This is a genomic window from Microvirga flocculans ATCC BAA-817 (assembly GCF_000518665.1).
GTDB classification, from domain to species: domain Bacteria; phylum Pseudomonadota; class Alphaproteobacteria; order Rhizobiales; family Beijerinckiaceae; genus Microvirga; species Microvirga flocculans.
This window is the reverse complement of the sequence record NZ_JAEA01000008.1, coordinates 1-13,922: the sequence shown is the minus strand read 5'-3', so window position 1 is coordinate 13,922 and position 13,922 is coordinate 1. Positions and strand designations below refer to the sequence as shown.

Here is a 13,922-nt window from a genome sequence, read left to right as displayed (position 1 = left end):
AGATGGCCGCAGGATGCGATCTCAGAAAGGCAGTCCCGTATAGTTCTCCGCCAGGGAGCGGGCCGCCGCGGGTGAAGTCCGGAGATAGTCGAACTCCGCGCGCTGGATGCGCCGCCCGAAGGCATCGGTATCGGGAAAGGTGTGGAGGATCGAGGTCATCCACCAGGAAAACCGCTCCGCCTTCCAGATTCGCGCAAGGACGCGGGATGAATAGCCATCGATGCCGGCGGTGGAGCGCTCGCGATAGAATTCAATGAGCGCTTCGGCCAAAGCGCCTACGTCGCTCGCGGCAAGGTTCAGGCCCTTCGCTCCCGTGGGCGGGACGATATGGGCCGCATCGCCGGCGAGGAAGAGCCGCCCGAAGCGAAGAGGCTCGGCGACGAAACTTCTTAAAAGAGCAATGGATTTTTCGATGGAGGGGCCAGTGATCAGCGTACCCGCCGTTTCTGCATCGACCCTCCGCCGCAGTTCGTCCCAGAAGCGGTCATCGGACCATTCATCGACCTTTTCGCCGGCAGGAACCTGAATGTAGTAGCGGCTGCGTGTCGGCGAGCGCATGGAGCAGAGAGCGAAGCCGCGCTCGTGGTGAGCGTAGATGAGCTCCTCCCCCACCGGAGGCGTGTCGGCCAGAATACCGAGCCATCCGAAAGGGTAGACACGCTCGAATGTCCTGATCGCTTCTTCCGGAACACTGGCGCGGGAAACGCCGTGATAGCCGTCGCATCCCGCGATGAAGTCGCATGTCAGCTCATGCTCCACGCCGCCCTTGACATACCTAACCCGCGGCGTGTCGCCATCGAAATCATGGAGCGTGACGTTGTCCGCCTCGTAGATCGTCTTGGAGCCTGAGGCATCGCGGGCATGCATGAGATCGCGCGTGACTTCCGTCTGGCCGTAGACCGTGACCGTCCGGCCGATCAGCTCTCGGAAGTTGAAACGATGCCTGTCACCGTCGAAGCAGAACTCCACGCCATCGTGGATCAGGCCTTCCGCATGCAGCCTCTCCGCAACTCCTGCCTTGTCGAGCAGTTCTACGGTTCCCTGCTCGAGAACGCCGGCCCTGATGCGCCCGAGAACATGGTCCTGACTGCGCCGCTCCAAGATAATCGTCTCGATTCCGGCCTTCTCGAGGAGACGCCCCAACAGCAATCCTGCAGGACCGGCTCCAATAATGGCGACCTGAATGCGCATGAACGATTTCCTCCCTTTCGGAAGACAGGCTTGTCTCTTCCCGCCCTCGCGCAATGCGGCAAATCACGACAATCGAGAAAGGAGAGAACTTCTCGAAAGAAGCCTACCCCCTCGACCGGGCGCTCACCTTGGAACGCGAAAAGCGTATGTCTCCAATCAAACCTTGCGCCTTATGCAGCGCGGCAGCCGATGCGATTGTCATCTGCGGCAAAACCATCCATTCGAGCGTCCAGGCCGCGCCGGAGCGCTCGTTCTCGTGGATCAGCGCCTGATGGAGCGTGCCGAGCAAGCCGGCGTTGAAGCGAGCCAGTGCGACCAGGATCTCCGCACGGACCGGGTTTGACTTGTGCGGCATCGCGGAGGAGCCGCCACCGCCCGCGAGGCGCACCTCGGCAAGTTCGATTTGCGCCATCAGGACGATATCCTGCCCGAGCTTTCCGAGGGTCCCCGTCAGGAGCGAGAGAAAGGCCGCGAATTCACCGATCCTGTCGCGTTGCGAATGCCATGACGGAGCAAAGCCAAGGCCGAGCATTTCCGCCATGCGATCGGCCACGGCATCGCCATGGCCCTTCAACTCTTTCCGTGTGCCAATGGGGCCGCCCAGTTGGACGACGAGGAGACGTTGCGAAAGCGCCTCCAGGGCTTCCCGATGCCGCTCCAGAGGTTGAAGCCACGTATCGATCTTGTCGGCCGCAGTAAACGGCAGCGCCTGCTGCATCCGCGTATGCGCCATCAGAGATATGGAACCGTCACGGTCCTTGAGGCCGTGAAGAGCATGGATCAACGCATCGAGTCGATGACCGAAAATCTCGATCACCGCCTTCAGGCGCAAGATCAGACCCGTGTCGATGATATCCTGGCTGGTCGCTCCCAGGTGAACGGATTGGGCGTAAGGCTCTCCGACAGCCCTCCGCAATTGCCTCACGAGCTCCGGAACGATGACACCATCCTGTGCAAGCCCCAAGGCCAGTCGGGGCCAATCCGCCTGGAAGACGCGGCAGGCTTCGGCGATCCGCCCTGCGGCTTCCTCGCTGACGAGCCCTGCTTTGGCCTCGGCTACGGCAAGGGCGGACTCGACGCGCAGCAGCGCCTCCAGCTCCGCCTCATCCGAGAAAAAAGCTCCCACCTCCTCGTCGCCGACGAGCGCTTGCAGCAAGGAATGCGGGAGCGTCTGTGTCATCGTGTGGCTCGAGGTTAAACCGCCTCGAGGGCAATGGAAATGCCCTGCCCTACCCCGATGCACATGGTGGCAAGGGCGCGTTTCTTACCCCTGAGCTTGAGCTCCAGCGCGGCCGTGCCGGTGATGCGGGCACCGGACATCCCGAGCGGATGCCCCAATGCTATAGCCCCGCCATTCGGGTTGACGTGTTCCGAATCCTCCGGAATGCCGAGATCCCGCAGAACGGCGATGCCCTGGCTCGCAAAGGCTTCGTTCAGCTCGATCACGTCGAAGTCACTGGGTTTGAGGCCCAAGCGCGCGCAGAGCTTCTTCGTAGCGGGAGCCGGGCCGATGCCCATGATCCGGGGAGGAACGCCGGCTGCCGCTCCGCCCACGACGCGGGCGATGGGTTCGAGGCCGAATTTCCGCACGGCGCCCTCGGACGCGACGATCAAGGCTGCCGAACCGTCATTGACGCCGGAGGCGTTCCCTGCGGTGACGGTGCCGTCCTTGCGGAAAGGCGTCGGAAGCTTCGCCAGCTGTTCCAGGGTCGTGTCCGCACGAGGGTGCTCGTCCTTGTCGACGACGACAGGATCGCCTTTGCGCCTCGGGATCGTGACCGGCACGATCTCGCGGGCCAGGCGCCCATTGGCCTGCGCCGCCGCTGCCTTCCTCTGCGAACGAAGGGCGAAAGCGTCCTGGTCTTCGCGGGAGATTCCGAAATCGGCAGCCACGTTCTCGCCTGTCTCAGGCATGGAATCGACGCCATACTGGCTCTTGATCAACGGGTTGATGAAGCGCCAGCCGATGGTGGTATCGAAGATCTCGGCATTGCGTGAGAAGGCCGTATCGGCCTTCGGCATCACGAACGGAGCGCGCGACATGGATTCCACGCCGCCGGCGATCATGATCTCGGCCTCTCCGGCCTTGATGGCCCGCGCCGCGGCGATGACCGCGTCCATGCCCGAGCCGCAGAGGCGGTTGATGGTCGTTCCAGGGATCGACCCAGGCAAGCCCGCCAGGAGAATGGCCATGCGGGCGACGTTGCGGTTGTCTTCGCCGGCCTGATTGGCGCAGCCATAGATCACGTCGTCGACGGCTTCGAAATCGAGGTTCGGGAGGCGCTCCATGAGTGCCTTGAGCGGCACGGCCGCCAAGTCGTCCGCGCGAACGCCGGAGAGCACGCCGCCATAGCGGCCGATGGGGGTGCGCACATAAGTGCAGATAAAAGCTTCACGCATTGTCAGTTTCCTTTCTTGCCGCCATGTGCCCGCTCGGTCCTCGCCTGAAGCTCGCGCAGGGTCGTCAGTTCCAGGTCGGATGGTGGCGGCGTCTCCTCCACGCTTTCGGAGAAGCGCACTGTCCAGCCACAGGTTTCCTGAATCATGTTGCGGTCCACGCCAGGGTGCATGGACACGACCGTAAACTCCTTGGTCTCAGGATCGGGCCGCCAGACGGCCAGATCCGTAATCAGGAGCGTGGGGCCCTTGGTGGTGATGCCGAGGCGCCGGCGATGGTCCCCGCCCGTCCCATGACCGAAGGAAGTATAGAAGTCGATCGTCTCCACCATGCTTCGCGTCGCCTGCTTCATGGTGATGAAGACCTCCTGGCACGAAGTGGCGATTTCGGGCGCTCCGCCGCCGCCGGGCAGGCGCACCTTCGGCTTGCGGTAGTCGCCGATCACCGTCGTGTTGATGTTGCCGAAACGGTCGATCTGGGCGGCACCCAGGAAGCCTATGGAGATGCGACCGCCCTGCAGCCAGTAACGGAACATCTCCGGCACGGATACGGTGGTCACGGCCGTCTCGCACAATTCGCCGTCGCCGATGGAAAGCGGAAGAACATTCGGCGCGGTGCCGATGGTGCCGCTTTCGTAAATGAGGGTGATGTCGGGCGCATGGGTGAGCCGGGCGACATTGCAGGCGGCCGAAGGAGCCCCGATGCCCACGAAACATACGTCGTCGTTGGACAGGGCCCGGGCCGCCGCGATGGTCATCATCTCGTTCGCCGTGAAGTCGGAACGGTTCGTCATGCTTACAGCCCCTTCACACGATGAGCGAAGACCTCGGGGCCGGCATCGAGCACGTTCTCCCGCATCCAGGCCATGAAGAGATCGCGGTCCGCAGAGATCCTGTCCCATTCGAGATAGGCCGCATTGTCCCGGTCGTAATAGCCATGGGTATAGGATGGATGCGCCCCGCCGGGTACTTCGACGATGGACGTGACGGTCCAGTGCGGCAGAATGCAGAGGTTCGGGTGCAGATCGTCGAAATCCTCCACGATCTCTTCCACGGTCACCACGGAGCGCCTGGAGGCCAGCACCACCTCCTTCTGCACGCCGACGATACCCTCGATCAACACATCGCCTCGCCTACTGGCCTTCTGGGCATGAATGACGGCCACGTCCGGCCGGTGAGCCGGAACGGCGGCGAGTTCCTCCCCCGTGAAGGGACAGAGAATGCTCTTGATGTTCGGGTTGACCTCCTTGAGGCCGGCCCCGCGATAGCCGCGGAAGATGGCGCAGGGCAGTCCGGCTGCCCCGGCTTCATAGGCATTGGCCATGGCGGCGTGGCTGTGCTCCTCGGTCTCGATGGCGCGGGGCCAGTTGTTCTCGATGGCGTCCCTCATCCGGCGCAGCAGGCCGACGCCGGGATTTCCGGCATAGGAGAAGACGACCTTCTTCGCCAGCCCCATGCCGATCATCTGGTCGTAGATGATGTCGGGCGTCATGCGGATCAGGGTCAGGTCCTTGATCCCCTGCCTGATCACCTCATGAGCCGCGGCATGAGGGATGAGATGAGTGAACCCCTCGAAGGCGACCGTGTCGCCATCGCGGATGTTCTCGGCAACAGCCTCCTTGAGGCTTTGAAACTTGGCCATGATCTGCTTTCGGATCAGCTGTCAGATGTCGAAGAATACCGTTTCCTTCTCGCCCTGAAGATGGATGTCGAAGGTGTAGGTCGGCACACCGTTCTCTTCTCCGCGCGAGGCGATGAGGGTCTGGATCCTGTGCTTTTGCTCGATGCGTGCCAGCACGGGACATTCGGCATTGGCTGCCTCCTCGTCCCCGAAATACATGCGCGTATGCAGGCCGACATTGATGCCGCGGGCGACGATCCAGAACGTGACGTGGGGGGCCATCGGACGACCGTCCCTATACGACACGCGGCCGGGCTTGATCGTCTCGAAGCGGTATTCGCCCGTGACGCCGTCCGTGGGCTGGCGTCCCCAGCCGGAGACATTCGGGTCGGCCTGCCCGCGCTTCTCCTCGGGGCTGTTGTAGAGCCCATTGGCATCCGCCTGCCAGATCTCGATCAGGGCGTCCTTGAGGGGCGTTCCGCTTCCATCGAGCACATGCCCCTTGATGACGATCCGCTCGCCCCTGGCATCGGGAGAGGCGACGATGCGGCCAAGGTCCTCGTCCCATAGGCCCGTGATCCCGATCCAGTTGGGCGTGGTGCCGATATGAACGTAGGGACCCGCCGTCTGCGAAGGCGATTCCTTCAAGGTCCGGAGCTTCTGAACCATCAGTTCCCCTCCATCCGGTTCTCGAACATGGTCGAGCGGCGGCCCCGCAGAACGATGTCGAACTTGTAGGCCAAGGCATCCATGGGCAGCGTGCCGTTCCGGTCGAGAGCGGCGATCAGTTGCTCGACGGCCGCTTTGTCGGGAATGGTCGTGACGATCGGGCATTGCCAGATCATCGGGTCGCCCTCGAAATACATCTGCGTGATCAAGCGCTGGGCGAAGGCATGGCCGAAGATCGAGAAATGGATGTGCGCGGGACGCCAGTCGTTGACGCCATTGGGCCAGGGATAGGCGCCCGGCTTGATGGTCCGGAACCAGTAGCGGCCTTCCTCGTCGGTGATGGTGCGCCCGCAGCCTCCGAAATTGGGATCGATGGCGGCAAGGTAGGTTTCCTTCTTGTGCCGGTAGCGGCCGCCCGCATTGGCCTGCCAGAACTCGAGAAGCGCACTGGGGACGGGACGCGCATTCTCGTCGAGCACCCGGCCATAGACGATGATGCGCTGTCCGATGGGATCTCCGGTCTTGGCGTAGTTGCGGATCAGGTCGTTGTCGAGCGGGCCGATCTTGCCGTGGCCGAACCGCGGGCCGGTCATTTCGGAAACGGTATTGTCGAGCGAGAGCAACGGATATTGCGGTGAGCGCAGCACCGAGGTCTTGTATTGCGGCGTGAAGGCGGCAGGATGCCAGCTTCGATCCCGCTGATAGAACGATCCCTGATCCGACATCGTGGCTCTCCCTTGCGATGCCAGGTCCGGCATCGCGCGAATACCCAGCCTCTTATTCTTGTGGCTCGGGATTGGCTTCCATTTCGGCGAAGGTCTTCTTGACGATCTTGAAGGCATGGTTGGCTGCCGGCACGCCGGCATAGACGGCCACGTGCAGCAGAGCCTCCTTGATGTCATCCCTGGTCGCGCCGGTATTGCGCGTGGCGCGGACATGCATGGCGACCTCCTCGTCCTGACCGAGCGCCGCCAGGAGCGCAAGGGTGAGGATGGAGCGCTCGCGCCTCGTCAATCCAGGCCTCGACCAGACGGAGCCCCAGGCTCCTTCGGTGATGAAGGTCTGGAAGTCGGCATCGAACTCCGTCATCTGCGCCGTCGCCCTGTCCACATGGGCGTCGCCCAGCACCTGACGGCGGACGGCCATGCCCGTCCTGTAGCGCTCGCTCGGTTCCTTTTCAGACACATCCGGCCTCCTGAAGATGCTGGCTGATGAGCCGCGCCAGCGTGACCGGCTTTTCGACACAGGGAATGTGTCCGGATTCTTTGATCAGTTCGAAACGGGCACCGGGAATGAGTCCCGCCGTATGGCGCACGACCTCAGCCGGGGTCGATCCGTCCTGGTCCCCGGCGATGCACAGGGCCGGAACGCGGATGCGCCCGGCATCGGCGGTCATATCCGTCTCGCTGATCGCCGCGCAGGTTCCGAGATAGCCGTTGACCGGGGTGCGGACCAGCATGTTGCGCCAGCCTGCCACGTCGACGGGGTTCGTGTCGCGGAAACGAGGCGTGAACCAGCGTTGGAGGATATTGTCCGTGATCGGCTCGATGCCGTCCTTCTCAATTGCAGACATCCGCTCCGCCCAAAGCTCGGCGGTGCCGATCTTGGCCGCGGTGCAGCAGAGAACGATGGCCTGAACACGCTCCGGCGCGTGCGCCGCCAGGCGTTGCGCGATCATGCCGCCCACCGATAAGCCGACAAAGGCCGCCTTCTCGATTTCGAGGCTGTCGAGCAGCCCGAGAAGATCGTCCACATGATCGTCCATCCGGTACGGGGCCGGAGGGGCATCCGAGAGGCCATGCCCGCGCTTGTCGTAGAGAACGACGCGGTAGCGGTCGCTGAAAGCCGGAACGACCGCCTGCCAGATGCGGAAATCGCTGCCGAGGGAGTTGATGAAGACAAGGGCAGGCCCTGTCGAGGCACCGACCACCTGGTGATGCAGAACGATATTGTTGATGCGTGCGAATGCCATGCTCTACCTCAATGCAGTGCGCCGACGCCGATATAGTGCTCGACAAGCCCGTCATCGGCCCGAAGAGCCTCGCTCGTTCCCTGCCAGGCGATACGTCCCCTTTCCAGAACCAGCACGGATTCCGCGAAGTCGAGGGCGTTTTCCAGGCGCTGCTCGACGAGGAGGATCGTCATCTCTCCAGCGGACGCCAGCCGCGTGAACGCGTCCATCAGTTCGTCGCAGATCACGGGCGCCAGCCCTTCAAGGGGCTCGTCGAGCAGGAGAACCGACGGCCGGCCCAGAATAGTGCGCGCAGTCGAGAGCATCTGCTGCTCGCCTCCGGACAATTGCCATCCGAGATTGTTGCGCCGCTCGCGGAGACGGGGAAACATATCGTAGGCTTCCTGAATGGCGCTGCGAGGCCGATCCTTCACTCCGACGATCAGGTTTTCCTCAACCGTCAGCGAACGGAAGATGTCCCGCGTCTGAGGCACGAGGCCGATGCCTCTGCGGGCCCGTTCGGAAGACTTGAGCAAGGCTACATTCGCGCCATTCAGGAGGATCTCGCCGCCATAGCGCCGGGTCAGGCCCATGAGGGTCGAAAGCAGCGTCGTCTTGCCCATGCCGTTGCGACCCAGGATCGACAGCCGTGCGCCTGCAGGCACTGAAAAGGACACATCCTCCAGCACAAGGGTCGGGCCGTAGCCCGCACTCAATCCGCGAACTTCAAGCGACGCTGCGGGCATGGGCATAATTCCCCAGATAGGCTTCACGGACTTTTGCGTCGGCGGCGACCTCGGACGGCAATCCTTCGAAAATGATCTCGCCGGAGGCCAGAACGACCACGCGCCTAGCGAAGCGGAAGACCAAGTCCATGTCGTGCTCGATCATGAGGACGGCGAGGCTCGGCGGGAGGCTTTCCAGCGCCTGTTCGATCCTCGGCGTATCGGCGGCGGGCACGCCGGCGGCGGGTTCGTCGAGAAGCAGCACCTTCGGCCGGAGGGCCAGGGCGATGGCGATCTCCAGCAATCGCCTCTGACCGTAGGCGATCTCGCCGACCTTGCGCCGTGCGACCTCCAGCAGGCCGAGCGTCCTGAGGATTGCCCCCACTTCGTCGGACACCTCCGAATGGCCATGGAAGCGGCCCAGGATGCGCGAGGCCCTGCCCTGTCTCTGCAGAACGGTGAGGGTGACGTGCTCTTCTGGGGTCATGTCCGAGAAGAGGCGTGTCACCTGGAAAGTGCGCACCAGTCCCTTTCGGACCCGCTGGACGGCGCCGAGACCTGTCACGTCCTCCCCGTTGAGCACGACCCGGCCTGCACTGGGCCGAAGCTGCCCTGTCACGAGATTGACGAAGGTGGTTTTTCCGGCGCCGTTCGGGCCGATGAGGGCCAACCGTTCCCCCTCGCTCATGGCGAGCGAAATGTTTCGGCTCACGGCAAGCCCGCCGAAACTCTTGGTCAAGCCTTCGACGCGGAAGAGTGGGCTCATCCCCGCCCTCCCTTGCCACGCGTGGTGGCTCTGGAGATCGTTCCGAGAAGGCCGCTCAGTCCGCTGGGAGCCGCGAGCACGACGCCGATCAGCAGCGCGCCGACCATGGTCATCCAGTGGAAGGGGTTGATGGCGGAAACCATGTGCTCGAACCCCATGAAGATGACGGTTCCCGCCAGAGCGCCGTAAAGCGTGCCGAGTCCTCCCAGGACCAGCATGACGAGCGCGTTGGCGGATAGCTCGAAGCTGACGCTGTCGAGGCCGACCACCTGTGTGGAGATGGCCGCCAGAGCCCCGCCGATGCCGGCAACAGCGCCCGAGATCGCAAACATCTTCAGGAGAACCGGGAAAACGAAAGCGCCCATGGCACGCACGCGGATCGGGTCTTCCTTGATGCCCCGGCAGAGGATTCCGAAGGGCGACGAAACGACGAATTTCAGAGCGATAAAGACAAAAACCAGAAGCGAAAGTCCGAAGAGATAGGCCGTCTTCCCCCACAGATCGAACGCGAAGACGCCGAAAAGCGGGCTCACCATGAGCCCGGAAAGACCGTCACTGCCGCCGGTATAGGCCGATGCCTTGTTCGCTGCCTCATGGAAGAGCTGCACGATGGCGATGGAGAGGACGAGCTGGGCCAGTCCATGGGCCCGAAGCATCACCGATCCCATGAGCAGGCCCGCCACAGCTCCCGCGACGGCTCCGATCAGGACGAGCGTCAGCGGTTCCGTCATGCCGTTCACGCAGGCAATGCCCGCCGCATAGGCCCCTGCGCCAAAAAGAGCGGCCTGACCGAGGGTCGCCACACCGCAATAGCCGGTGACGAGATCGATCGAGAGAACGAGGAGCGCCACGGCCACGATACGGGTCAAGAGCGCGAGATTGTCCGGAAAGAGCCAGTAACCCGCCATGCCGACGGCAGCGATGATGACGATGCCGGCAAGGTCCGGCATCCATCGCGACCTTGCCGCCGAGGACGCTCGCGCAACCTTCTCCGTTCGGGCGATGAGCTGCATGCTACCCAGCCCTTCCGAAGAACCCGCGCGGAAACACACAGACGATGGCGATCACGGCGGCATAGAAGAAGAAGTTTCCGAAATCGGGCATGAGATAGCGCCCGGTCGTATCCACGGCTCCTAGCAGGAGACAGGCGGCGACGGCGCCAAGGATCGATCCGGCGCCGCCCACGGAGACCACCACCAGGAAGGTCACCATATAGCGCAGGGCGTAATAGGGCTCGATGGGCAGGAACTCTGCTCCGACGACTCCCCCCAGGGCAGCCAGCCCGACGGCGACGGTAAAGCTGATCGCATAGACAGCCTGTGTGCGTACACCGAGGGCGTCCGCCATGGCTGCATTGTCGACCGTGGCCCGCAGCTTGATGCCGAAGGATGTCTTCTCGATCAGGAACCAGAGCCCTCCCGCCACGAGAAGGCCGCAAGCGATCACGAAGAGCCTGTGCGCCGCTATGGTCCGGAAGCCCACATCGACCGGCTGGCTCAGGCTGCCGGGCAAGGGGATGGTCTTCAGCGTCGGCCCGAAGAAGTAATTCGTGATGCCGATCACGCAGAAGGTGATGCCGATCGTCATCAGCACCTGCGTCAGCTCCGTGCTTCCATAGATCCGGCGATAGAGGAGACGCTCCAAAGGGATCGAGATGACGATGGTGCCGAGGATGGCGAGAAGGATGGCGGCGGCATAGCCCAGGCCGAGATCCCGGGCAGCATAGGAGGCGATATAGCCTGCGATCATCGCGAAGGCGCCATGGGCGAGGTTCACCACCCGCATCAGGCCCATCGTGAGCGACAGGCCGATGCAGATGATGAAGAGAGCCATGCCGTAAGCAAGGGCATCGATCGCTATGCTGAGGATGGTCTGCATAAGGGGTTCGGTCGCTGGCTTTCCGCTGGATGCAGGACGCGGGTCAGGCGGCCCGCGTCTCCTTACAAATCACGTGACGTCTCGGTTACTGGGTCGCGAGACCTGGATCCTTCTGGTTCGGGAAGGTCTGGATTTCCTTGTTGTAGGTTTTCCCATCCGGGCCCTTCACGACCTCACGAAGATAAATGTTCTCCGTGATATGGCGCGTTTCGGAATCGATGCTGACGGGCCCGCGCGGGCTGGTCCAGGACAACCCCTTCACGGCATCGACCGCCTTCTGCGCATCCTGCTTGCCCTCCGTCGCCTCGATCATCTTGTAGATGACATGCATCCCGTCATAGGCGCCGACGGCAGGGAACGAGAGCTGATCGGCGCTGCCGATCGCCTTCGTGGCAGCTTCAACGAAACGCTTGTTTTCAGGAGAGTCATGAGAGACGGCGTAGTGGAAGGTCGTCAAAAGCCCCACGGCGGCGTCACCGAGGGCAGGCAGATCGGATTCCTGCGTCAGGTCGCCCGGAGCGAAGAACTTGATGCCGGCCTGCTTCAGGCCCGTTTCGTTGTAAGCCTTCACGAAGCCGAGAGTCGTCGGCCCCGAGGGGAGGAAGGCAAACACGGCATCGGCACCGGAATCGCGCACGCGCTGCATGATCGGGCTGAAATCATTCGTGTTCAGTGGCATCCGGATGGCCTCGACCACCTTCCCGCCGGCGGCCTCGAAGGCTTTCTTGAAAGCGACTTCGGCATCGACACCAGGACCGTAATCGCTGACCGCCGAGATCACTTTCTTTACCCCTCTCTCGGCAGCGATCTTCCCCAGCGGGGTCGTCGTCTGCGCCGTCGTGAAGGAGGTGCGCACCACCAGGGGCGACTGGGTCATGATGGCGGAGGTCGCGGCATTGAAGATCACGAGAGGCGTATTCGCCTGCGTCAGCAGAGGGGTGATCGCCATGGCGTCAGGGGTGAAATAGACGCCGCCGAGGTACTGGACCTTCTCCTTCACCACCAGCTCCTGCGCCAGGGCGCGCGACTGCGCCGGATTGGCCGCCGGAAGGTCGCGGTAGATGACCTCGATATCGTGCCCTTTCACGGATTTGCCGTTGAGCGCCATATAGGCCTCGACCCCGGCCTGGAAGTTTTTCCCTTGGAGGGCAAAGGGGCCGGAAAATGGACCGATGATGCCGACCTTGATCGTATCAGCGGCAACGGAGGACGCGCCCAGCATGAGGGCGCCGACAGCAACACCTAGAATTCTCTTAGCGGCTTTCATTCCCGTTTCCTCCCTCTGAATTGCCCCGATCTTGGTCGTGGATCGCGGTCATTTCATCCTATTGTCTAGCCTTTCGTGCGCTTTGCGCACATTGAAAGCTATATCGCACATGTAGTACGATACGACCCAGCGGTGTCAAGGCTACCAAAGTTCAGCGACCGCCGCTTGGAGAGAAGTATGGATGAGCAGGAAAGTGCGGCGACAGCCAATGCGGACAAGGACTTCGTGGCAAGTCTCGAAAAAGGCCTGCTCGTGATCGAGGCCTTCGATGCGAGCCGTCCGCGTCTGACCCTGTCGGATGTCGCCAAGCTGACCGGGATCACCCGCGCGGCAGCCCGGCGCTACCTTCTGACTCTCACCAGGTTGAATTATGCGAATTTCGATGGACGATACTTCACACTGAATCCTCGGATCCTGCGGCTGGGTTATGCCTATCTCTCGTCCGCATCCTTGCCGTCCCGGGTGCAGCCCTTCCTGGAAAGGGTCTCGGAGGAAACGGGCGAGTCCAGCTCGGCTGCGATCCTGGACGGGGACGACATCGTCTACATCGCCCGGTCCGCAACGCGCCGAATCATGTCCATCGGCCTCGGTGTCGGAAGCCGCCTCCCTGCCTATTGCACATCTTTGGGGCGTGCTATCCTTGCCTTTCAGCCCGAGGATGTGATTGACGCTTATCTCCAGCGCGTCCGCCTCGAAGCGCGGACACCGAAGACCGTGACCGACAAGGCCGCATTTCGCGCCCTGCTCGAGAAAACCCGCTCCCAGGGCTATGCCCTCGTCAATGAGGAACTCGAGTTCGGCTTGCGGTCCATCGCAGTCCCGGTCATCCAGAAGGACGGTCAGGTGACGATTGCGCTGAACCTCAGCGCTCAGGCCGGACGCGTCTCGGCGGAGGAGATGAAGGAGCGGTTCCTGCCCGTTCTGACGACGGCCAGCGAGGCGCTGCGTTACACCCTTTAGAATTGCCCCCTCTGTCGCCGAGGCATTCCTCTTCACCCTGTACCGCCGCCTCGCGGCGCATTTGCCATGCCTCTACGGCATCGCGAGCGCTGGTTGAAAACCATAGGGCAGGACAGATTCGGACCCTTGAAACCGGGAGCGCCCCGGCCGATGAAGCAACCGGACCCGCGAGGCTAGAGCGGCGGTCATTCAAACGAATCCATATCCGGCGGCGGTAAAGTAGTTGCGGCACGCCTCAGGCTTCACGAGATCGCAGATGTCGCCGATGGCGCGCCAGAGTGCCTCGATGGTTCGGGCTTCGGCTTTGCGCAAGTGCGCTTTGATCTGCGAGAAGACCTGCTCAATCGGATTCAAGTCCGGACTGTAGGGCGGCAGAAACAGGAGCCACGCGCCACGGGCCCGGACGGCCATCTCGGCTTTCGCACTCTTGTGTGCCGGAAGATTGTCGAGGATCACGACGTCGCCGTGCGACAGGGTCGGAGCCAGCTGGGTCTCCA

General features: G+C 62.7%; 16 protein-coding genes. 1 reads left to right on the top strand and 15 read right to left on the bottom strand.

Annotated elements, in window-relative coordinates; genetic code table 11:
- Positions 1 to 21 precede the first annotated feature (21 nt).
- From pobA to L879_RS0109750, 14 genes are all read right to left on the bottom strand, one after another.
- The gene (pobA, locus tag L879_RS0109815; RefSeq protein WP_027315961.1) at positions 22 to 1,191 is read right to left on the bottom strand and encodes a 4-hydroxybenzoate 3-monooxygenase; all 1,170 of its coding nucleotides are present in this window, start codon (positions 1,189 to 1,191) and stop codon (positions 22 to 24) included.
- Between the two features lie 103 nt (positions 1,192 to 1,294).
- Positions 1,295 to 2,371, bottom strand: a complete 1,077-nt coding sequence (locus L879_RS0109810; protein WP_027315960.1) for a 3-carboxy-cis,cis-muconate cycloisomerase — start codon at positions 2,369 to 2,371, stop codon at positions 1,295 to 1,297.
- Positions 2,372 to 2,385: 14 nt separating this feature from the next.
- Complete coding sequence (pcaF, locus tag L879_RS0109805) at positions 2,386 to 3,591, bottom strand: 3-oxoadipyl-CoA thiolase (RefSeq protein WP_027315959.1); 1,206 nt, start codon at positions 3,589 to 3,591, stop codon at positions 2,386 to 2,388.
- Between the two features lie 2 nt (positions 3,592 to 3,593).
- A complete protein-coding gene (locus L879_RS0109800; RefSeq protein WP_027315958.1) occupies positions 3,594 to 4,382 on the bottom strand; it encodes a CoA-transferase subunit beta in 789 nt (262 codons plus the stop codon).
- 2 nt (positions 4,383 to 4,384) lie between these two features.
- Positions 4,385 to 5,230, bottom strand: a complete 846-nt coding sequence (locus tag L879_RS0109795) for a CoA transferase subunit A (protein ID WP_027315957.1) — start codon at positions 5,228 to 5,230, stop codon at positions 4,385 to 4,387.
- A gap of 21 nt (positions 5,231 to 5,251) precedes the next feature.
- Positions 5,252 to 5,878 (bottom strand): protocatechuate 3,4-dioxygenase subunit alpha, encoded by a 627-nt coding sequence (gene pcaG / locus L879_RS0109790; RefSeq protein ID WP_027315956.1) that lies wholly within the window; start codon positions 5,876 to 5,878, stop codon positions 5,252 to 5,254.
- Positions 5,878 to 6,603 (bottom strand): protocatechuate 3,4-dioxygenase subunit beta, encoded by a 726-nt coding sequence (gene pcaH, locus L879_RS0109785; RefSeq protein ID WP_027315955.1) that lies wholly within the window; start codon positions 6,601 to 6,603, stop codon positions 5,878 to 5,880. The genes pcaG and pcaH overlap by 1 nt, the downstream gene beginning before the upstream one ends.
- 52 nt (positions 6,604 to 6,655) lie before the next feature.
- Entirely contained in the window at positions 6,656 to 7,063 is a 408-nt protein-coding gene (pcaC, locus tag L879_RS0109780) for a 4-carboxymuconolactone decarboxylase (protein ID WP_027315954.1), read from the bottom strand.
- Entirely contained in the window at positions 7,056 to 7,850 is a 795-nt protein-coding gene (gene pcaD / locus L879_RS0109775; protein WP_027315953.1) for a 3-oxoadipate enol-lactonase, read from the bottom strand. The genes pcaC and pcaD overlap by 8 nt, the downstream gene beginning before the upstream one ends.
- Before the next feature lie 8 nt (positions 7,851 to 7,858).
- Positions 7,859 to 8,575, bottom strand: a complete 717-nt coding sequence (locus L879_RS0109770) for an ABC transporter ATP-binding protein (protein WP_027315952.1) — start codon at positions 8,573 to 8,575, stop codon at positions 7,859 to 7,861.
- Positions 8,556 to 9,320, bottom strand: a complete 765-nt coding sequence (locus L879_RS0109765; RefSeq protein ID WP_027315951.1) for an ABC transporter ATP-binding protein — start codon at positions 9,318 to 9,320, stop codon at positions 8,556 to 8,558. Before L879_RS0109765 ends, L879_RS0109770 begins: the two co-directional genes overlap by 20 nt.
- The gene (locus L879_RS0109760; protein WP_035459246.1) at positions 9,317 to 10,333 is read right to left on the bottom strand and encodes a branched-chain amino acid ABC transporter permease; all 1,017 of its coding nucleotides are present in this window, start codon (positions 10,331 to 10,333) and stop codon (positions 9,317 to 9,319) included. Before L879_RS0109760 ends, L879_RS0109765 begins: the two co-directional genes overlap by 4 nt.
- Position 10,334: 1 nt before the next feature.
- Positions 10,335 to 11,198: a branched-chain amino acid ABC transporter permease gene (locus tag L879_RS0109755; RefSeq protein ID WP_027315949.1), complete on the bottom strand. Its 864-nt coding sequence runs from the start codon at positions 11,196 to 11,198 to the stop codon at positions 10,335 to 10,337.
- A gap of 85 nt (positions 11,199 to 11,283) precedes the next feature.
- Positions 11,284 to 12,420, bottom strand: a complete 1,137-nt coding sequence (locus L879_RS0109750; protein ID WP_438268118.1) for an ABC transporter substrate-binding protein — start codon at positions 12,418 to 12,420, stop codon at positions 11,284 to 11,286.
- A 222-nt stretch (positions 12,421 to 12,642) separates the two neighbouring features.
- Here L879_RS0109750 and L879_RS0109745 point away from each other — a divergent pair, with 222 nt between their 5' ends.
- Positions 12,643 to 13,425: an IclR family transcriptional regulator gene (locus L879_RS0109745; protein WP_027315947.1), complete on the top strand. Its 783-nt coding sequence runs from the start codon at positions 12,643 to 12,645 to the stop codon at positions 13,423 to 13,425.
- A 189-nt stretch (positions 13,426 to 13,614) separates the two neighbouring features.
- Here L879_RS0109745 and L879_RS0109740 read toward each other — a convergent pair.
- Positions 13,615 to 13,922, bottom strand: a 308-nt coding sequence (locus tag L879_RS0109740) for a transposase (protein WP_027315945.1), incomplete at its 5' end; no start/stop codon positions are given.

Bases quoted from the DNA above. Each gene is read 5' to 3' on its own strand.
- L879_RS0109765 (WP_027315951.1), bottom strand. From the start codon at position 9,320: ATGAGCCCACTCTTCCGCGTCGAAGGCTTGACCAAGAGTTTCGGCGGG.
- pobA (WP_027315961.1), bottom strand. From the start codon at position 1,191: ATGCGCATTCAGGTCGCCATTATTGGAGCCGGTCCTGCAGGATTGCTG.
- pcaH (WP_027315955.1), bottom strand. From the start codon at position 6,603: ATGTCGGATCAGGGATCGTTCTATCAGCGGGATCGAAGCTGGCATCCT.
- L879_RS0109770 (WP_027315952.1), bottom strand. From the start codon at position 8,575: ATGCCCGCAGCGTCGCTTGAAGTTCGCGGATTGAGTGCGGGCTACGGC.
- pcaF (WP_027315959.1), bottom strand. From the start codon at position 3,591: ATGCGTGAAGCTTTTATCTGCACTTATGTGCGCACCCCCATCGGCCGC.
- L879_RS0109760 (WP_035459246.1), bottom strand. From the start codon at position 10,333: ATGCAGCTCATCGCCCGAACGGAGAAGGTTGCGCGAGCGTCCTCGGCG.
- L879_RS0109800 (WP_027315958.1), bottom strand. From the start codon at position 4,382: ATGACGAACCGTTCCGACTTCACGGCGAACGAGATGATGACCATCGCG.
- L879_RS0109755 (WP_027315949.1), bottom strand. From the start codon at position 11,198: ATGCAGACCATCCTCAGCATAGCGATCGATGCCCTTGCTTACGGCATG.
- L879_RS0109750 (WP_438268118.1), bottom strand. From the start codon at position 12,420: ATGCTGGGCGCGTCCTCCGTTGCCGCTGATACGATCAAGGTCGGCATC.
- L879_RS0109810 (WP_027315960.1), bottom strand. From the start codon at position 2,371: ATGACACAGACGCTCCCGCATTCCTTGCTGCAAGCGCTCGTCGGCGAC.
- pcaG (WP_027315956.1), bottom strand. From the start codon at position 5,878: ATGGTTCAGAAGCTCCGGACCTTGAAGGAATCGCCTTCGCAGACGGCG.
- pcaD (WP_027315953.1), bottom strand. From the start codon at position 7,850: ATGGCATTCGCACGCATCAACAATATCGTTCTGCATCACCAGGTGGTC.
- L879_RS0109745 (WP_027315947.1), top strand. From the start codon at position 12,643: ATGGATGAGCAGGAAAGTGCGGCGACAGCCAATGCGGACAAGGACTTC.
- L879_RS0109795 (WP_027315957.1), bottom strand. From the start codon at position 5,230: ATGGCCAAGTTTCAAAGCCTCAAGGAGGCTGTTGCCGAGAACATCCGC.